The organism is Bordetella sputigena (genome assembly GCF_965137885.1).
In the GTDB taxonomy this organism is placed as follows: Bacteria; Pseudomonadota; Gammaproteobacteria; order Burkholderiales; family Burkholderiaceae_B; genus Bordetella_C; species Bordetella_C sputigena.
Map to the genome: position 1 here is coordinate 349,692 of NZ_CBCSCA010000001.1, position 16,056 is coordinate 365,747.

The 16,056-nt window shown below is 69.0% G+C and carries 13 protein-coding genes and 1 pseudogene; 7 read left to right on the top strand and 7 right to left on the bottom strand.

Going from position 1 to position 16,056, the window contains the following annotated elements:
- Positions 1–33: 33 nt before the first annotated feature.
- The 6 genes from ACNA0R_RS01670 to ACNA0R_RS01695 all read right to left on the bottom strand — a co-directional run bounded on the left by ACNA0R_RS01670 (position 34) and on the right by ACNA0R_RS01695 (position 7,537).
- A complete protein-coding gene (locus ACNA0R_RS01670) occupies positions 34–1,218 on the bottom strand; it encodes a class I SAM-dependent methyltransferase (RefSeq protein ID WP_415824139.1) in 1,185 nt (394 codons plus the stop codon).
- A gap of 39 nt (positions 1,219–1,257) precedes the next feature.
- Positions 1,258–3,651, bottom strand: coding sequence for a glycoside hydrolase (locus ACNA0R_RS01675; protein WP_415824140.1), 2,394 nt, complete (start codon positions 3,649–3,651; stop codon positions 1,258–1,260).
- A 111-nt stretch (positions 3,652–3,762) separates the two neighbouring features.
- Positions 3,763–5,478 carry a DEAD/DEAH box helicase gene (locus ACNA0R_RS01680; protein WP_415824141.1) on the bottom strand — a complete coding sequence of 572 codons (1,716 nt, stop codon included), beginning with the start codon at positions 5,476–5,478 and terminating at the stop codon, positions 3,763–3,765.
- A gap of 328 nt (positions 5,479–5,806) precedes the next feature.
- Positions 5,807–6,559, bottom strand: coding sequence for a uracil-DNA glycosylase (locus tag ACNA0R_RS01685; RefSeq protein WP_415824142.1), 753 nt, complete (start codon positions 6,557–6,559; stop codon positions 5,807–5,809).
- Positions 6,560–7,021, bottom strand: coding sequence for an STY0301 family protein (locus ACNA0R_RS01690; RefSeq protein ID WP_415824143.1), 462 nt, complete (start codon positions 7,019–7,021; stop codon positions 6,560–6,562).
- Positions 7,022–7,072: 51 nt separating this feature from the next.
- A complete protein-coding gene (locus tag ACNA0R_RS01695; protein ID WP_415824144.1) occupies positions 7,073–7,537 on the bottom strand; it encodes an HIT family protein in 465 nt (154 codons plus the stop codon).
- 215 nt (positions 7,538–7,752) lie between these two features.
- Here ACNA0R_RS01695 and selD point away from each other — a divergent pair, with 215 nt between their 5' ends.
- From selD to ACNA0R_RS01720, 5 genes and pseudogenes are all read left to right on the top strand, one after another.
- Complete coding sequence (selD, locus tag ACNA0R_RS01700) at positions 7,753–8,817, top strand: selenide, water dikinase SelD (protein ID WP_415824145.1); 1,065 nt, start codon at positions 7,753–7,755, stop codon at positions 8,815–8,817.
- Positions 8,818–9,024: 207 nt separating this feature from the next.
- On the top strand, positions 9,025–9,675 hold the full coding sequence (locus ACNA0R_RS01705; protein ID WP_415824146.1) for a 2-hydroxychromene-2-carboxylate isomerase: 651 nt from the start codon (positions 9,025–9,027) through the stop codon (positions 9,673–9,675).
- A 130-nt stretch (positions 9,676–9,805) separates the two neighbouring features.
- Positions 9,806–10,003: pseudogene (locus tag ACNA0R_RS01710) on the top strand (VOC family protein); the annotation flags it as partial.
- Between the two features lie 28 nt (positions 10,004–10,031).
- Positions 10,032–11,297: a ribulose-bisphosphate carboxylase large subunit family protein gene (locus tag ACNA0R_RS01715; protein WP_415824147.1), complete on the top strand. Its 1,266-nt coding sequence runs from the start codon at positions 10,032–10,034 to the stop codon at positions 11,295–11,297.
- A gap of 52 nt (positions 11,298–11,349) precedes the next feature.
- Positions 11,350–12,708, top strand: coding sequence for a four-carbon acid sugar kinase family protein (locus tag ACNA0R_RS01720; protein ID WP_415824148.1), 1,359 nt, complete (start codon positions 11,350–11,352; stop codon positions 12,706–12,708).
- 31 nt (positions 12,709–12,739) lie between these two features.
- Here ACNA0R_RS01720 and ACNA0R_RS01725 read toward each other — a convergent pair whose 3' ends face one another.
- Entirely contained in the window at positions 12,740–13,984 is a 1,245-nt protein-coding gene (locus ACNA0R_RS01725; RefSeq protein ID WP_415824149.1) for an aminotransferase-like domain-containing protein, read from the bottom strand.
- A gap of 242 nt (positions 13,985–14,226) precedes the next feature.
- On the opposite strand from ACNA0R_RS01725, the gene ACNA0R_RS01730 reads away from it, so the two are divergent.
- Complete coding sequence (locus ACNA0R_RS01730) at positions 14,227–14,946, top strand: YggS family pyridoxal phosphate-dependent enzyme (protein ID WP_415824150.1); 720 nt, start codon at positions 14,227–14,229, stop codon at positions 14,944–14,946.
- 59 nt (positions 14,947–15,005) lie between these two features.
- A complete protein-coding gene (locus ACNA0R_RS01735; RefSeq protein WP_415824151.1) occupies positions 15,006–16,004 on the top strand; it encodes a Bug family tripartite tricarboxylate transporter substrate binding protein in 999 nt (332 codons plus the stop codon).
- The last annotated feature ends 52 nt before the right edge of the window (positions 16,005–16,056 follow it).

The window sequence follows — 16,056 nt, forward strand, 5'->3', positions numbered from 1 at the left end:
CGCCGCGGGAGGGCTGCAACGTGCGCGGCGCCGCTAAAGCATGGCGCGCCGGTCGCCACGCCGGAAACCGATCAGCGGTGGATCCACATCGCGTCCGATCGCCAGCACCTTGAACAACTCACCCATCTCGGCTTCCGACACCAGCTTCTGCACCGGCGCGACCGTGCGCGCGTAATTCGCGGCGTCGCCGGCATCCAGCGCCGCCAGCCGGTCCATCAGCCCGGCATTGACCAGGAAGCGCGCCTGCGACAGATAGCCCAGCACATCCAGCCCGCCCGACAAGGCGGCGTCCGCCATGGCGGTGAAGTCCACGTGCGCCGTGATGTCCTGCAATCCAGGCGCAAGGAACGGATCGGCATGCGCGTGATGGCGCAGATGGCACATCAGCGTGCCGGCGGCGCGCTGCGGATGGTAGTACTCATGGCGCGGAAAGCCGTAATCGATCAGCAAGGCCACGCCGCGCCGCAGCCATTGCCCCATGCCGCGCACCCAGGCCTCGCCTTGCAGATTCACTTCGGATACATAGCCTTCCAGCGGCGGCATCCGTTGCGCCATGATCTCGGCCAGGCGCGGCGGGGCGGCGCGGTCGGCCCAGGCAAAGCCACCTTCCGGCGTCGTGACGACGCCGCGTTCGAGCAGGGCGCCTGTTTCATCCCAGCGGAAGACCTGCACCGGCATGGCGTCCAGCACTTCATTGGCCAGCACGCAGCCTTCGAACGCATCGGGCAGGCGGTCCAGCCAGGTGATGCGGCCGCCGTACGCGGCCAGCCGCGTTTGCTGGCGGGCGCGCAGGTCCGCGGAGACCTCGACGATCTGGTAGCGCACGTCCAGGCCTTCCGCATCCAGCGCGGCCAGGACCTGCCCGGCGAGCGCGCCGGTCCCCGCGCCGAACTCCAGAACGGTATTCGTGCCGGTCTGCCGCAGCACTTGCGCCGCCTGTGCCGCCACGGTCTGGCCGAACAGCGGGGTCAATTCGGGCGCGGTGACGAAATCGCCCGCGGGGTCCGCGTGTTCGTCGCGGCCTGGTCCGGTTTCCGCCAGCTTGACGCTGCCCGCCGCGTAATAGCCCAGTCCCGGCGCGTACAGGGCTTCCGCCATCCAGTGCTCGAACGACAGCCAGCCGCCCGCCTGCGCGATCGCGGCATGCAGATGCGCCGCCATGCGCGCGGTGTGCGCCTGCGATGCATCATCCAACGGGGGCGGAAAAGTCTGGGGCATGTACTGCTGCTGCAAGAGGTGGGCGAGGCCGCCATTGTTTCAGGAAATCCCGTCGTCCGGAAACCGCGTCGTGGCGCGATGGATCAGCGGCCTGCTCTGCCCCGGCACAAAAGCCGCGATAGCCCAGCCGGGAATCACCGTATCACCGTGCCGGTAGTCGCCGGCGCGCATATTCGCCACCAGGCTGGTGCCGTCTTCGAATACCGTGCGCTGTACGCGCCTGTCCCGCGTCAGCCACGAAAACCCGGCCAGCGCCTGCGTCGCCAGGCGTTCGTGCAGCGGCCTGAAGAACGCATCGTGGCGGGTAATCTCCGGCAAGCGGCCGGCCAGCGTGCCGCTGCTGACGTGATACAGCGGCGGCACGTTGTACAGCAGTTGGATCAGGGTATTTTCGCGCGCGACGTTGCGCAGTTTAAGGTTGTCGAACAGCCAATGGTGCGTGGTGATCACCGCGCCGTGATAGACGGCCTGGTACAGCGGCAGGCGAGTGGCCGGATCGAAGTGGATGGCGGCGTAGGGTTCCTTCAGGCGTACCGGCTTGAAGAATTTGGCCGGTTCGTCCTCGGGATACCAGTGGCCCAGGAAATACGGCGAGCGGGCATTGCCATGCAGATCGCGATCCGTCCAGCCGATCACCGGCGTCTGCATGCCGTGCGCGAACAGAATGTCGTCGGCCGCCGCATTGCCGCCTTCGGATCCGGCCGGCAGGCCCAGCGCATCGGCCAGCCAGCGCAGGCTGCGGGCGCTTTCCGCGACGTAGCGCGACCGCGGGGCGGCGCGGCCGGCGGCATGGTTGTCGAACGCCATGCCGGTCGCATAGACGTCCAGGAACCAGCTGTTGAATGCCACGGCATCCAGGATGGCGCGTATGCGGGCCTGCAGCCAAGGCCGCACGCAGTCGGGGTCCGTGTAACGGCCGGCGCCCTGGAAGCCCGGCTGCATGCTGCCGTCGGCGCGTTCGATGCCGCAATCGCGATAAGCCGCCGCGCCCAACTGCGCCGATGCCCAGCTGGGCTGCTGGCCCGGCGGCAGCGCGGTTTCGTAGGAATCGTAGGGCGCGACCAGATAGCCCGCGCGGACACCGGCGGCGATGGCTTCCGGGTGCCATAGTCCGCCCTCCCAGCCCTGGCCCAGTCCGAGCCATAGCCGGCGCAGCCCGGCGCGTTGCAGCGCCTGCATGGTGTCGATGGATACGCCGGCGCCCCAGCGTGCCGGGTCCGGGGACAGCGTGGGGCCGAAGGCCCGCGCGGCCTCCCGTCGGATCTCGCCGTAGCGCGACGCCAGCACGCGCGGGTCCGGCGCCGCGGTCTGCCAGGCGCCGCGCGCCAGGGCGTCGAAGGCGTCGTTGATGCCACGGATCAGCCATGCTTTAGCGGTCGCTTCGGGCTTGCCGGCGGCATCGCGGATGGTGGCCAGCAGGTCATTGTCCATGTGTGCGCGCAAACGCGTGGACAAGGGCCCGGCGCCGTCCAGGCGCGCCAGGAAACCGGGCCAGTCGCGCACATCCTTCGGTGCGAGCAGGCCGCTGCCCCACAGGTAGAGATGGCTGGCGCCCGGTAGCCCGGCCGCGGCCGGGATGGCCTTTATCTTTTCGTCCAGCGCGCGCAGGCGGCCCTGCTCCAGCAGCCGGGCGCGATGGCGTCGGGCGCCCGCCAGCGGATCGGCGGCGCCCAGGTGCAGGACCAGGGTCATGGGCGCGTCCGGCGCCAGCGCTGTAAAGACATGGTCCAGCGACATGGCCAGGCCCGTGCCATCGCGCGTAAAGGCGGCCACGTTGTCATAGCGGTTTTCCAGTATCCACGACAGCGTGTGGTCGCCATGATCCAGCGTCCATAGCGGCAGGCTCAGATCGGCCGAGGTGTCGAACTCGGCCATGTCGCGCAGCAGGAAGTCGCGCCATCGCGCATCGCCCGCGGGGATGTAGTGACCTTCCGCCATGGGCAGGGCCAGCGCCCGGCCCATGGCCACCGCGGGCTGGCGCAGGATGGCCAGCCGGCCGGCGTCGCGCGCCTGTATGGACAGGGTCAGGTCGGCACCGTCCAGCCGGGCCGCCAGGCGATAGCGGCCCTGGTCCCATTGCCAGGTGGCTTGCGTCGGGCTGGTTCGCAGGTCTTGCGTGGGATGGGCCGGCACGCCGCTGGAAATCTCGATCCCGCGCGAACGTTCCACGCTGTCGGAAATTGCCTTTCCGGCGGCGGCGGGCGAGTGCTCAGCCAGCGGAAACAGGCCCGGGTCAATGCCGCGCGCCGGCGGCAGCACGCGGATCGCCAGCGTTTGCGGTCGCAGTTCGACGGTCCAGAGCGGATTGCGCAGTGTGACGGCGGTCGGTGGCGGCGTGGCTTGTGCGCCGGCGGCTGCCAGCGCGGCCGCGCACAAAAGCAGGAAGCGGAGGACGGGGGGCAACAAGGCAAGGCGCGGCAATCGGGTCTCCATGGATGGCGCCCGCCGCGCGAGATACGTCCTTGCGGAAAAGAAAAACGGCGCGGTGGTACCGCGCCGTTTTTCATATGCGGGTCATGTCGCTACCCGCGATGCCGATGCAGATCAGTCCCGGCGGCCGGCGTAGGCAGGCTTGAAGGGCTTGCCCGACCGGCTGCCGCTTTTGTCGAAAGCGGGCCTGCCGGTGGGGCGAGCGTAGCCTTCAGTGGAGCGGCCCGTATGGCCGTTCCCGTCGCGGGCGGCCTTGTCGGCGCGCATGCCGGCTTCGGACCGCGCGGGGTGGAAGCCGCCTTCCGGACGCTGCGGACGATCACCCTGGCGGAAAGTGCGCTCGGCACGGAAACCGCCTTCCTCGCCGCTGCGTTCGGTCCTGCGCGGACCGCCGTCGCTACGGAAGCCCTGGTCGTTGCGCTGGAAGCCGCGGTCGGCCGGGCGAGCCTCGCCCTCGGCACGGAAAGGACGAGCCTCGCCTTCGGCACGGATGGGGCGGGCCCCATCGCGCCACGGGCGCTGCGGACGATCGCCGGAGAACTCGCGCTGCGGGCCCGCGCCTTCGCGGAACTCGCGACGGGGGCCATCGAACGGCCGGGCGCCAAAGCCGCCGCGGCTATCGCGGTTGAACGGCCGCTTGCCGAAACCCGGCTTGCCGCCGGAACCGGAGCGTTCGTACGGACGCGGCGTGCGCTTCGGCTCCAGGCCGGCGATGATCTGCGGCGTCAGCGTCTGGCCGATGAAGTGCTCGATGCGGCGCACCTTGTGCCGTTCGGCATGCGTGGCCAGCGTAAAGGCCAGGCCATCGCGGCCCGCGCGGCCGGTACGGCCGATGCGGTGCACGTAGTCCTCTGCCTGCATGGGCAGATCGAAATTCACCGCGTGGCTGATGCCCTGCACGTCGATGCCGCGGGCAGCCACGTCGGTGGCCACCAGCACTTTCAATTGGCGCTTCTGCAGCATGCTCAGCGTGCGGGTGCGCTGGCGCTGGTTCATGTCGCCATGCAGCGCCGCCGCCGCGAAGCCCTGGTCGGACAGGCGGTCGGCCAGGTCGTCCGCGCCGCGCTTGGTGGCGGTGAAAACGATGGCCTGGTCCAGCGTGGTGTCGCGCAGGACGTGGTCCAGCAGCTGCATCTTGTGCGCGGCATCATCCGCGTACAGCAGGCTCTGGGTGATGTTGGAATGCTTTTCCTTGGCGCCGGCGATTTCGATGCGCTGCGGTTCGCGCATCATTTTGGCCGCCAGCTTGGCGACCGTGCCGTCCAGCGTGGCGGAGAACAACAGCGTCTGGCGCTCGGCCGGCAGGCGGCCGACGATGGTCTCGATGTCCTCGATGAAGCCCATGTCCAGCATGCGGTCGGCTTCGTCCAGCACCAGGGTATGCACGGTGTTCAGCTTGACGCGGCCGGCCTGCAGGTGGTCGATCAGGCGGCCGGGCGTGGCGACCAGCACGTCGACGCGGCGCGACAAGGCCTTGAGCTGCGCGCCATAGGGCATGCCGCCCACCACGGTGGCGGTGCGCAGGTCGCGCAGGTTCTTGCCGTACTGGCGCGTGGCGTCATTGACCTGCAAGGCCAGTTCGCGGGTGGGCGTAAGCACCAGGACCTGCACGCCGGAGCCCTTGTTGGCCGGCATCTTGGCGATGCGGTTCAGCGCCGGCAGCATGAAGGCCGCGGTCTTGCCGCTGCCGGTCTGCGAAGAGACCATCAGGTCATGGCCCGCCATGGCTTGAGGAATGGCGGCGGCCTGGACGGAAGTGGGGGTATCGAAGCCGGCTTCTTGCAGCGCGGACAACAGGGTGGGCTCGAGTCCCAGGGATTCGAAAGACATGACTTATCCTTGCCGCTTTTGGCGGCACGTATCGAGGCCGGGCCGGGGTGTGTGTGCCGGATCCAGCGCAGGTTGATGGAGCATCGACGCCGACCGGATCAACCATGCGCATGTCGCGTCCAGATGGGGACGCTGGCGTAAGGAAAGGGGTCAGGAAGCGATGAAGACCGGCATGGGCCGGGTTGGGTTTCACTCCGGGTTCAATACCCGGGTTTAATACCCATACCCGACGAAGCTGCAAACACCGTGACTTGTTTCGAGGCCGTCGGCGACGCCGGCGGCGGACTAGCAATGCGGAAAAATGCCGTTCTTTTGTGCAGCGCGAAAATCATAACCTGAATGCCTGCTGCGACGCCAGTGTTTTCTCGGGCAAACCCCAATCGACAATTTCCTGCTCATGCGTCAGAAGCCAGTCGTTGGCCCGGCGGAAATGGCCGCACCCCAGGAAGGGGACGGGGGGGCGCGAGGCCGAAAGGGGCGAGGGATGATTGGCCATCAGCACCAGCGTATTGTCGTCCTCCGGCAACAGTGCCCGCTTGGACTGGGCATGGGCGCCCCACAGCATGAACACCTTGGGCCGCGACTGCCGGGCGACCAGCTCGATCAGCGCGTCCGTAATGGCTTCCCAGCCGCGCTTTGCGTGGGATGCCGGCTGGCCGTCCTCCACCGTCAGCGAGGTGTTCAGCAGCAGCACGCCCTGCTCGACCCAGGGGGTAAGGTCATTGCCCGCCGGGATGCCCTTGTCGGGATACTCCGCGGCGATTTCCTTGAAGATATTGCGCAGGCTGGGCGGGCGCTTGCAGTCATCCGGCACCGAAAAGGCCAGCCCCTGCGCCTGTCCGGGACCGTGGTAGGGATCCTGTCCCAGGATCACCACCTTGACGTCGCCGGGACGCAGCATTTCCAGCGCGCGGAAAGGCGCATGGGGGTAGACGGTGACGCCGGCGTCCACCCGGCTGTCGATATGTGCGCAGAGTTCCGGCAGGATGCGTGCCGCGGCGGGCGTCGCCAGGGCCGGCGCCCAATCCGGCGGCAGTTGGGAAACCAATAGGGAAAGAGGCGTGCGCAGGCAGTTGTCCATTCAGTAGCACACCACTTCCACGGCGCCGCCCGGCCGGCGCCGGTCGGCCAGGTATTGCATCATGTCGCACTGGCTGATGTTGTCCGCCAGCTTGCGCACCGCCAGCAGGTTCGTATCCGTATAGCTGCAGCCTATCCAATAGCCCTGGTCGTCCGGACGGAAATGCCAGGTGGAGGCATAGCCGCGCGTGGACCGCTTTTCGGCGTCGGGCGCCAGCGCCACCATATTGCGGGGATCGCCGGCGAAGAAGGTAATTCCCTGCAGGCGATGGTCCGTATCGCGGCGCGGATCGGGCATGACCGACCAGCCGCCCGGCGTATTGACCGGCGTCTGGGTCAGTTGCAGGGTTCCGGGACAGGGCGTATTGATGGGCCGCGCGGCCAGGCAGGCCGGCGCGGCGGCCATCAGTCCCAGCGCGGCCAGCAGCCGCGGAACAGAGATGGCGAAAAAACGAGTGTTCATGGCATGAGCGCGGTCATGAAAATCCGTGGCGCCGGATACGCCGGCGCCGGTTCAGTGGCGCGGCAGTGCATTCAGGGTTTCCAGCAGGCGGTCCTGGTACCGTCGCATGAGGGCGCGGATGGCCTGCATGCGCGGCGCCCATTCGGGCGGTTCCTGGCCCGGCGCGATGCGCGGCGGGGCCCACACGGCGTCGGGGAAATGCCGGTCGCCGCGCCAGCGCGGGATCACGTGCCAATGCAGATGCGGCACCATATTGCCCAGCGACGCGACATTGACCTTGTCCGGGCGCAGGATTTCGCGTTGCGTTTCCTCTATGCGCCAGACGGCTTCCATCATCAGCTCGCGGCCATGGCGCGACAAGCTGGTCATTTCCGGAATGTGCGAGTTCCAGATGACCCGCGTATAGCCGGGATAATCGGCGTCTTCGACCTCCACCACGCGCATGTGGGTGCCTTGCCACAGCAGCGTGCCGCCGTGCTGCTGGCATAGCGGACAGTCGGGGAGCAGCGTCGTCATCTCGTTCGGGCCTGGGCGAGTATGGGCTTGGAAGGACCATGATAGTAGGACGTTTTGACGGCTCTTGTGTAGAGGCCGCGGGCCCGGCGGCGCCCGAATGCTGGGGCCCGTAGCGGGACCGCCACGGGGGCGCCAGGCCCCGGGTGAGCGGCGGCTGGCGCGGCGCGGCCGGGGAGGGCCGGTGCTATGCTTTCTCCGCTTTCCTGGAGACTCCCATGACCCTAGACGCAAGCGCCGGCGCGCCGCCGCGCCTGACTTCGCTTTCGCACGGCGGCGGCTGCGGCTGCAAGATCGCGCCGGGCGTGTTGGCGGACCTGCTGGCGCGCTTCGCGCCGACGCAGGCCTTTCCCGGCCTGATGGTCGGCACCGAGACCGCGGACGACGCCGCGGTGTACCGCCTGAACGACGAGCAGGCGCTGATCGCCACCACCGATTTCTTCATGCCCATCGTGGACGACCCGTACGACTTCGGGCGCATCGCGGCGACCAATGCGCTGTCGGACGTCTACGCCATGGGCGGCACGCCCATCATGGCGCTGGCCATCGTCGGCATGCCCATTAATGTGCTGCCGCGTGAAACCATCGCGGAAATCCTGCGCGGCGGGCAGGACGTCTGCGCCCAGGCCGGCATTCCGGTGGCGGGCGGGCACACCATCGATTCCGTCGAACCCATCTATGGCCTGGCCGCCATGGGGCTGGTCCATCCGGACCGCGTCAGGCGCAATGCCGACGCGCGCGAGGGCGACGTGCTTATCCTCAGCAAGCCGCTGGGGGTGGGCATCCTGTCGGCCGCGCTCAAGAAGAACCAGCTGGATGCCGCGGGTTACCAGGCCATGATAGACAGCACGACGCGGCTGAATACGCCGGGGCCGGCGCTGGCGGCGCTGCCCGGCGTGCATGCGTTGACCGACGTGACCGGCTTCGGCCTGCTGGGCCATGCGCTGGAGATGAGCCGCGGCGCGGGCCTGCGGGCGCGCATCGATCTGGCGGCCTTGCCCTGGCTGCCCGGGGTGCGCGAGATGGCGCAGGCGGGGATGATCACCGGCGCATCCGGGCGCAATTGGGCATCCTATGGCGCCGCGGTCGCGCTGGCGCCGGGCGTCGACGATGTCGCGCGCGCGCTGCTGACCGATCCGCAGACTTCCGGCGGGCTGCTGGTTGCTTGCGATCGCGAGACCGCGCCGCGGGTGCTGGAGGTATTGCGCGAGCAGGGCTTCGGCCAGGCCGCGGTGGTGGGCCGGATGGCCCGCGGGGAGCCGGGGGTGGAAGTCGGCGGCTGACGTTTCCCGGCGACGGCCGCCGTTGCGGCCGGAGGCCGGATCAGCCGCACCGGCCACGGTCGGCGGGCGCGCGCTGCGCGCGCCCGCGCCGGTCGCACCGCGGCCCCGCGGCAGGCGGACCGGGCGATCGACGTGGGACCCGGCGCCGGCGGCAAGAGCGAACACGGGTTCAACCCCGGAAGACAATAGATAGAGAAGAGAGGCGACATGACGCAGATGGAGACGAAGCCGGCGGCATCCGCTGCCGCGGACGCGAAAGGGCAGTTGCAGATCTGGTTCGACTTTGCCAGCCCCTATAGCTTCCTGGCGCTGGAGCGCATCGAGCCGATTGCCGCGGCGCACGGCGTCACGGTGGACTACCGGCCTTTCCTGTTGGGACCGATATTCAAGGCGCGCGGCTGGGACGACTCGCCTTTCCGCCTGTTCCCCGACAAGGGCGAATACATGATGCGCGAGGTCCAGCGCCTGGCCGCCAAATACGGCATCACCTATCGGCGCCCGACCGAGTTCCCGCGGGTCGGCGTGCTGCCGTCCCGGGTGGCCTTCATCGGGCTGCAGGCGGATTGGGGCAAGGCGTTCTGCCTTTCCATGTTCCGCGCCAACTTCGTCGACGACCTGGACATCCAGCAGCGGGACGTCGTGGCTGGACGCTTGCGCGCGCTGGGCGTGGATGCCGAAGCCGTGCTGGCGCGCGCCGGCAGCGACGAGATCAAGCAGGCGTTTCGCGCGCAGGTGGACAGGGCGCAAGAATTGGGCGTCTTCGGCGCCCCCATGATGTTCGCCGGACGTGAGATGTTCTGGGGCAACGATCGCGTCGAGGATGCCGTGCGGTGGGCGCGCGAAGGCGGTCCGGTCTGATCGAATGGCCGACCCAGGCATAGCCGTGAGTCGATTGTTCGGCGAATCGCGGCAGGCGGGTTACGTCGTGCGCGGCATCCATAAGGAAATGCGCCATTGAAACGTGCGCCGCCTGGCCGAGCGTGGATTGAAGGTCGGCATGAGCGGCGAAGTCGGGGAACGCGGCCGCTACGTTTACTACGAAACCGAAACCCATCCCGGCACCGTAATCGAGCTGTCCGAGATCGCCGGTCCCAAGGGCCGCCTGTTCCGGCTGATACGCGAGGCCTCGATAGGCTGGGACGGTCGCGATCCGGTGCGCCCCTTTCCGGATCTTGCCACGCTGTAGACCCCTGTAGACATCCAGTAGACCCGCCATGACGGACACCCCAAGGCGCGATTTCCGCGCCCGGTATTTCATCGAAACGCCTTTCCCGCCGGAGCAGGCCGCCGAAGTGCTGGCCGGCGAACAATCCAGCGGCACCTTCGTGCGGGTGGCCGGCGAAACCGACGACCTGCGCCGGCGCTCGCGCGCCCTCGTGCAGTCCATCGAACAGACGGGCTTGACCGGCACGCCCAGCCTGCCCAATGCCTTCCTGCAGCGGCGCGATGTGCGCGGACCCTATCGGCAGGCCATCGTTACGGTGTCCTTTCCGGTGGACAACGTCGGCGCCAATCTGCCTGCCCTGGCGGCCACGGTGGGCGGAAATATCTATGACCTGGGCGAAATGACCGGCGTGAAGCTGCTGTCGCTCGACCTGCCCGCCGAATACGTGAAGCTGTTCGATGCGCCGCGCCACGGCGTGGACGGCACGCGCGCGCTGACGGGCCGCCGCGACGGCCCCATCCTGGGCACCATCATCAAGCCCAATGTAGGCATGACGCCCGAACAGACCGCGCGCGTGGTGGCCGGCCTGTGCGAGGCCGGCGTGGACTTCATCAAGGATGACGAATGCATGGCCAACCCGCCGCATTCGCCCCTGGCGCGACGGGTGGAAGCCGTCATGCGGGTGATCAACGATCACGCGCAGCGCACCGGCCGCAAGGTCATGTACGCCTTCAATATTTCCGACGATCTGGATGCCATGCGCGGCCATGCCGCGCGGGTCGAAGCCGCCGGCGGCAACTGCGTCATGGCCAGCCTGAACTGGTGCGGTTTCAGCGCCATCCAGGCCTTGCGCCGCACCAGCCCGCTCGCCATCCACGGCCATCGCAACGGCATGGCGATGATGTCGCGCCATCCGGCGCTGGGCATCGCGTTTCCCGCCTACCAGGCGCTTTGGCGCCTGGCCGGCGTGGACCAGCTGCACGTCAACGGGCTGGGCGGCAAGTTCTATGAAAGCGACGAAAGCGTCATCGAATCCGCGCGCGCCTGCCTGGCGCCCATGGCCGGCGGGGATGCCGTCATGCCGGTATTTTCGTCGGGCCAATGGGCGGGCACCGTGCCGGCGACCTTCCAGGGACTGGGCAGCGAGGACCTGATATTCCTGTCGGGCGGCGGTATCCTGGGGCACCCGGACGGCGCCGCCGCGGGGGTGCAGAGCATACGCGACGCCTGGGACGCGGCACGGGCCGGCGTGGCCTTGCCTGAGTTCGCGCGCCAGCGTCCGGCCCTGGCGCACGCGCTGGACTTCTATGGCTGAGCGGCGGCGCGAAGGCGGGGACGGGCCGGCGACAGCACAACGGAGCGCATGCATGTCCATGAACATGCCGGCAGCCGCATCGGCAAGCGCGGACGCCGCGCCGCCACGGCCGCGCCTGGCGTTTTACGGCGACGACTTCACGGGATCCACGGACACGCTGGCCACGGTAGTGTCCGCCGGCCTGCGCGCCGCCTTGTTCCTGGATGTGCCCACCGCGGACGATCTCGCCCATTTCGGTCCGCTCGATTGCGTGGGCGTGGCCGGTACGGCGCGATCGATGTCGCCCGCCGAAATGGACGAGGCCTTGCCACGCGTTTTTCGCGGCTTGGCGGCCACCGGCGCGGACGTCCTGCACTACAAGACCTGCTCCACTTTCGACAGCGCGCCGCATATCGGCAGTATCGGCCATGCGTTGCGACTGGCGTGGCGCGCGCTCGGAAAGCGGCCGGCGTACATCGTCGGCGGCCAGCCCAACCTGGGGCGTTATTGCAGCTTCGGCCATCTGTATGCGCGCGCGGGCCAGGACGGGCTGGTGTACCGGCTGGACCGGCATCCCACGATGAGCCGCCATCCCGTCACGCCCATGGACGAATCCGATTTGCGCTTGCATCTGGCGCGCCAGGGGCTGGACGGCGTTGCATCGTTCGACATCGCGATGCTGGAGGAAGACGCAAATACCGCCGCGCGGCGCCTGGACGCCCTGCTGGGCCAGGGGGCGCCGGCCGTGCTGTTCGACGTGACTCGCAGCGCCGATCTGTCGCGCGTCGGCGCATTGCTCAGGTACCGGCTGGACGTGGAAGGGGCGTCCTTGCTGGTCGTCGGCCCCACGGGTGCGCCGCAGGCCTGGCTGGCGACGGAAGGGCGTGCCGCGGGCGCGGCCGCCTTGGCGCGCAAGGTCGACCAGACCTTCATCGTCGCGGGTAGCCGTTCGCCCGTCACGGCCGCGCAGATCGTCGCCGCCGAGCTGGCCGGCTTCGTCTCGATACCGCTGGACGCGCCGGCCATGGCGGCTGGCGATGTCGCCTACACGGCCGGTTTGACCGAGCGCATTGTCATAGCCTTGCAGGCGGGCCGCAGCGTGGTCGCGCACAGCACGCTAGGCGACGACAGCGGCGCCCGGCGACCGGGCTTTACCAGTGCGCTGGCGCGCGCCTGCGGCCGGCTGATGGCGGACGTGCTGCAACGCCATCCGCTTGCGCGGGCCGGCTTTGCCGGCGGCGACACCTCCAGCCTGGCGGTGCAATCGTGGGGCGCGCGGGCGCTGACGTTTTCCTACACGCCCCATCCGGGTGTCGCCGTCTGCCGCGTGCATGCGCCGGGGCATACGGCCGATGGGATGGAACTGATGCTGAAGGGCGGCCAGATGGGCGCGCCCGCCTTGTTCGCCGATCTGCTCGCCGGCGCGGAATGACACCGTGGCGCCGGCGCGGCCACGGTGGCCGCTATGCCGCCAGGGTCACCGTCGTCGGCGTGCCCGCCGCGCAGGCCTCCAATGCCTGGCGCAGCCTCACGATGCCGGTGCGGATCTGCGCTTCGTTCATGGTGGCGAAGGACAGTCGCATGGCATGCGCGTCCGCCTGCGCGGGATCGCTGTAGAAGGCCTTGCCGGGCACGTAGACCACTTCGTGCTCGATGGCATGAGGCAGCAGTCGGGTACTGTCAATATCGCCGTTCAGCCGCGCCCAGCAGAACATGCCGCCCTGCGGCTTGCGGAAGCTGACCAGGTCGCCCATCTCCTCCGTCAGGGCGCGCGCCAGCGCATTGGCGCGTGCCGCGTACGCGGCGCGGATGCGCGGCACGTGTTCACGGTAGCGCCCGTCCTCCAGGTACTGCGCGACGATCTCCTGGATCCAGGCCGAGGACGCCATATCGTCGGCGGCCTTGGCGCTGATGCAGCGGCGGCGGATTTCCGCGGGCGCGATCAGCCAGCCGATGCGCAGCGCCGGCGCCATGGTCTTGGACATGCTCGCGATATACACGACCCAGTCGCGCTGTTCGCCTTCGGCCAGCGCCAGCAGCGGCGGGATCGGCTCGCCTTCGAAGCGCAATTCGCTGTAGGGGTCGTCCTCCACCAGCAGGAAGCGATGGCGGGCGGCCAGTTCGATCAGGCGACGGCGGCGTTCGAGATCCAGCGTCGCGCCGCAGGGATTGGAGAAGGTGGCCACGACGCTGACCAGCTTGGGCCGTACCTGTTCGACCAGCACCGCCAGCGCATCGACATCCACGCCATCCGGTCCGGACGGCACCGTATGCACGGTCGCGCCGGTGTAATGCAGGGCCTGGCGCGAATTGGGGAATCCGGGGCTTTCGATGATGGCCGTATCGCCGGGCTCCAGCATCACCCGGCCCAGCAGCGCCAGGGACTGCTGCGATCCGCCCGTCACGGCCAGTTCGGTGTCGGGGTCGCAGGATATGCCGCGCTCCGCCGAAAGCCGCGCCAGCTGCGCGCGCAATCCCGCCTGCCCTTCGATATTGGAGTATTGCAAGCAGCCGGCCAGCCGGGCGCCCACTTTGGCCGCCACGGCGTTCAAGCCCTCGACGTCGAAAAGCTCCGTGGCGGGATAGCCGCCCGCCATGCTGATCGTGCCTGGACGATTGGCGTAAGGCGCGAGCGAGCGGATGGGGGAGGGCGCGGGAATCTGGAAAGGTGCCGCGAACGAGTAGCCGGGCACGGATCGGGAGGACATGGTGGACCCTGATGCAGGAACGGAATGCCGCGGGGGGCGGGCCGGAACGCGGCGGATATTCTAATCCCGAGATCGGACCAAATCGCACCGCACCGCACCGCACCGCACCGCACCGCACCGCACCGCACCGCACCGCGCTGTTCGCGATGCGCCCACCCCCCCGGGCGCGGCGCGGATCGCGGTGCTCGCCGCCGCGCGATCCGTTTCGGTTTAGACTCCTGGCTGTTCACCACCGCATGACCATGTCTTCCACCGATACCTTCGCCGCCCGCCTGGCGGACCTGCAATCCCGCATCGCCGCGGCCTGCGTTCGCGCCGGCCGCGACCCGGCGGAAGTCGCCTTGCTTCCCGTTAGCAAAACCTTTCCCGCCGAGCAGATCCGCGCGGCGGCGGCGCTGGGCCTGCGCCGCTTCGGCGAAAGCAAGATGCAGGAAATCCGCGACAAGGCCGCGGCCCTGGCCGATTGCGCCATCGACTGGGTGGTGATCGGCCATCTGCAGACCAACAAGGCCAAGGATGCCGCGCGGCTGGCCGCCGAAGTGCAGTCCCTCGACCGCCTGGACCTGGCGCAGGCGCTGGACCGGCGGCTGGAGCAGGAAGGGCGCGCGCTGGACGTGCTCGTGCAGGTCAAGACCTCCGACGAGCCGAGCAAGTACGGGCTGGAGCCGGCCGAGCTGCCCGGCTTCGTCCGCACGCTGGCGCGCGACTATCCGGCGCTGCGCGTGCGCGGCCTGATGACGCTGGCGGTCAATTCGGACGACGATGACGCGGTCCGGGCGTGCTTCCGCACCCTGCGCACCTGGCGCGACCGCCTGCGCGACGAAGCCATACCCGGTGTCGACATGCGGCGCCTGTCCATGGGCATGAGCGGCGACTTCGAGCTCGCCATCCAGGAAGGCTCCACGGAAGTCCGCATCGGCAGCGCGCTGTTCGGCGCGCGCGATTATGGCGCGGCGGCCTGACTTGTCGGCATAATGTGCGCCGACCCGCGCGCATCGACGCGGGTGCCACGGAGACAACCATGCTCGCTTTCGTCAGGCGCGCGGCCAGCATTGCCGCGCCGGCCGCCGCACTTGCCGCCGCGCTAGCCGCCGCCACCGTCGTCACGCCCGCGTACGCACAGAACTGGCCGACCCAGCCCATACGCTGGATCGTGCCCTATCCCGCCGGTGGTGGCTCCGACGTGGTGGCGCGCAACGTCGCCGGCGCGCTGGAAAAATCGCTGGGGCAGACCATCGTCGTGGAAAACCGCCCGGGGGCCGCCACCATCATCGGCGCGACCGCCATCGCGCAGGCCGTGCCGAATGGCGACACGGTGGGCACGGCCGATTCCGGCACGCTGGCCTACAACCCGTCGCTGTACGCCAAGCTTTCCTACGATCCCGACAAGTTCACCTATATCGGCGGCCTGGCCAAGCTGCCGCTGCTGCTGGCCGTCAACACCAACTCTCCGTACAAGACCGTGGCCGACGTGCTGGCGGCCGCCAAGGCCACGCCGGGCAAGCTGACGGTGGCGTCGGCCGGCTCCGGATCGCCGCATCACCTGGCGCTGGAGCTGTTCAAGCAACGCACCGGCGTGGACATGCTGCACGTTCCGTACAAGGGCGCCGCGCCGGCCATCACCGATCTGCTGGGCGGCCAGGTCGACCTGATGTTCATCGATCTGGCGGCCGGTCTGCCCAACGTCAAGGCCGGCAAGCTGCGCGTGCTGGCGGCCGCCACGCCGCAGCGCCTGCCGGTGCTGCCCGACGTGCCCACCATGGCCGAGCAGGGCGTGGCCGATTTCACCGCCTATGCCTGGCAGGGCGTCGTCGGTCCCGCCGGACTGCCCGACGCGGTGGTGAAAAAATTCAGCGCCGATCTGCAGAAAACGCTGGCGCAGCCGGACGTCGCGGCGAAGTTGCAGGATATGGGCGTCATCCCCATGCCCATGCCGCCGGCGGAGTTCAAGGCCTACGCCGAGCAGGAGCGCGCGATGTGGGCCGGCGTGATCAAGAAGGCCAATATCAGGCTGGAGTAGGGGCGCCGGCGTGATAAGCCTGGAAGGCCGCCCGGGCGTCGCCAATGGGGTC

Bases quoted from the DNA above. Each gene is read 5' to 3' on its own strand.
- ACNA0R_RS01670 (WP_415824139.1), bottom strand. From the start codon at position 1,218: ATGCCCCAGACTTTTCCGCCCCCGTTGGATGATGCATCGCAGGCGCAC.
- ACNA0R_RS01675 (WP_415824140.1), bottom strand. From the start codon at position 3,651: ATGGAGACCCGATTGCCGCGCCTTGCCTTGTTGCCCCCCGTCCTCCGC.
- ACNA0R_RS01680 (WP_415824141.1), bottom strand. From the start codon at position 5,478: ATGTCTTTCGAATCCCTGGGACTCGAGCCCACCCTGTTGTCCGCGCTG.
- ACNA0R_RS01685 (WP_415824142.1), bottom strand. From the start codon at position 6,559: ATGGACAACTGCCTGCGCACGCCTCTTTCCCTATTGGTTTCCCAACTG.
- ACNA0R_RS01690 (WP_415824143.1), bottom strand. From the start codon at position 7,021: ATGAACACTCGTTTTTTCGCCATCTCTGTTCCGCGGCTGCTGGCCGCG.
- ACNA0R_RS01695 (WP_415824144.1), bottom strand. From the start codon at position 7,537: ATGACGACGCTGCTCCCCGACTGTCCGCTATGCCAGCAGCACGGCGGC.
- selD (WP_415824145.1), top strand. From the start codon at position 7,753: ATGACCCTAGACGCAAGCGCCGGCGCGCCGCCGCGCCTGACTTCGCTT.
- ACNA0R_RS01705 (WP_415824146.1), top strand. From the start codon at position 9,025: ATGACGCAGATGGAGACGAAGCCGGCGGCATCCGCTGCCGCGGACGCG.
- ACNA0R_RS01715 (WP_415824147.1), top strand. From the start codon at position 10,032: ATGACGGACACCCCAAGGCGCGATTTCCGCGCCCGGTATTTCATCGAA.
- ACNA0R_RS01720 (WP_415824148.1), top strand. From the start codon at position 11,350: ATGTCCATGAACATGCCGGCAGCCGCATCGGCAAGCGCGGACGCCGCG.
- ACNA0R_RS01725 (WP_415824149.1), bottom strand. From the start codon at position 13,984: ATGTCCTCCCGATCCGTGCCCGGCTACTCGTTCGCGGCACCTTTCCAG.
- ACNA0R_RS01730 (WP_415824150.1), top strand. From the start codon at position 14,227: ATGTCTTCCACCGATACCTTCGCCGCCCGCCTGGCGGACCTGCAATCC.
- ACNA0R_RS01735 (WP_415824151.1), top strand. From the start codon at position 15,006: ATGCTCGCTTTCGTCAGGCGCGCGGCCAGCATTGCCGCGCCGGCCGCC.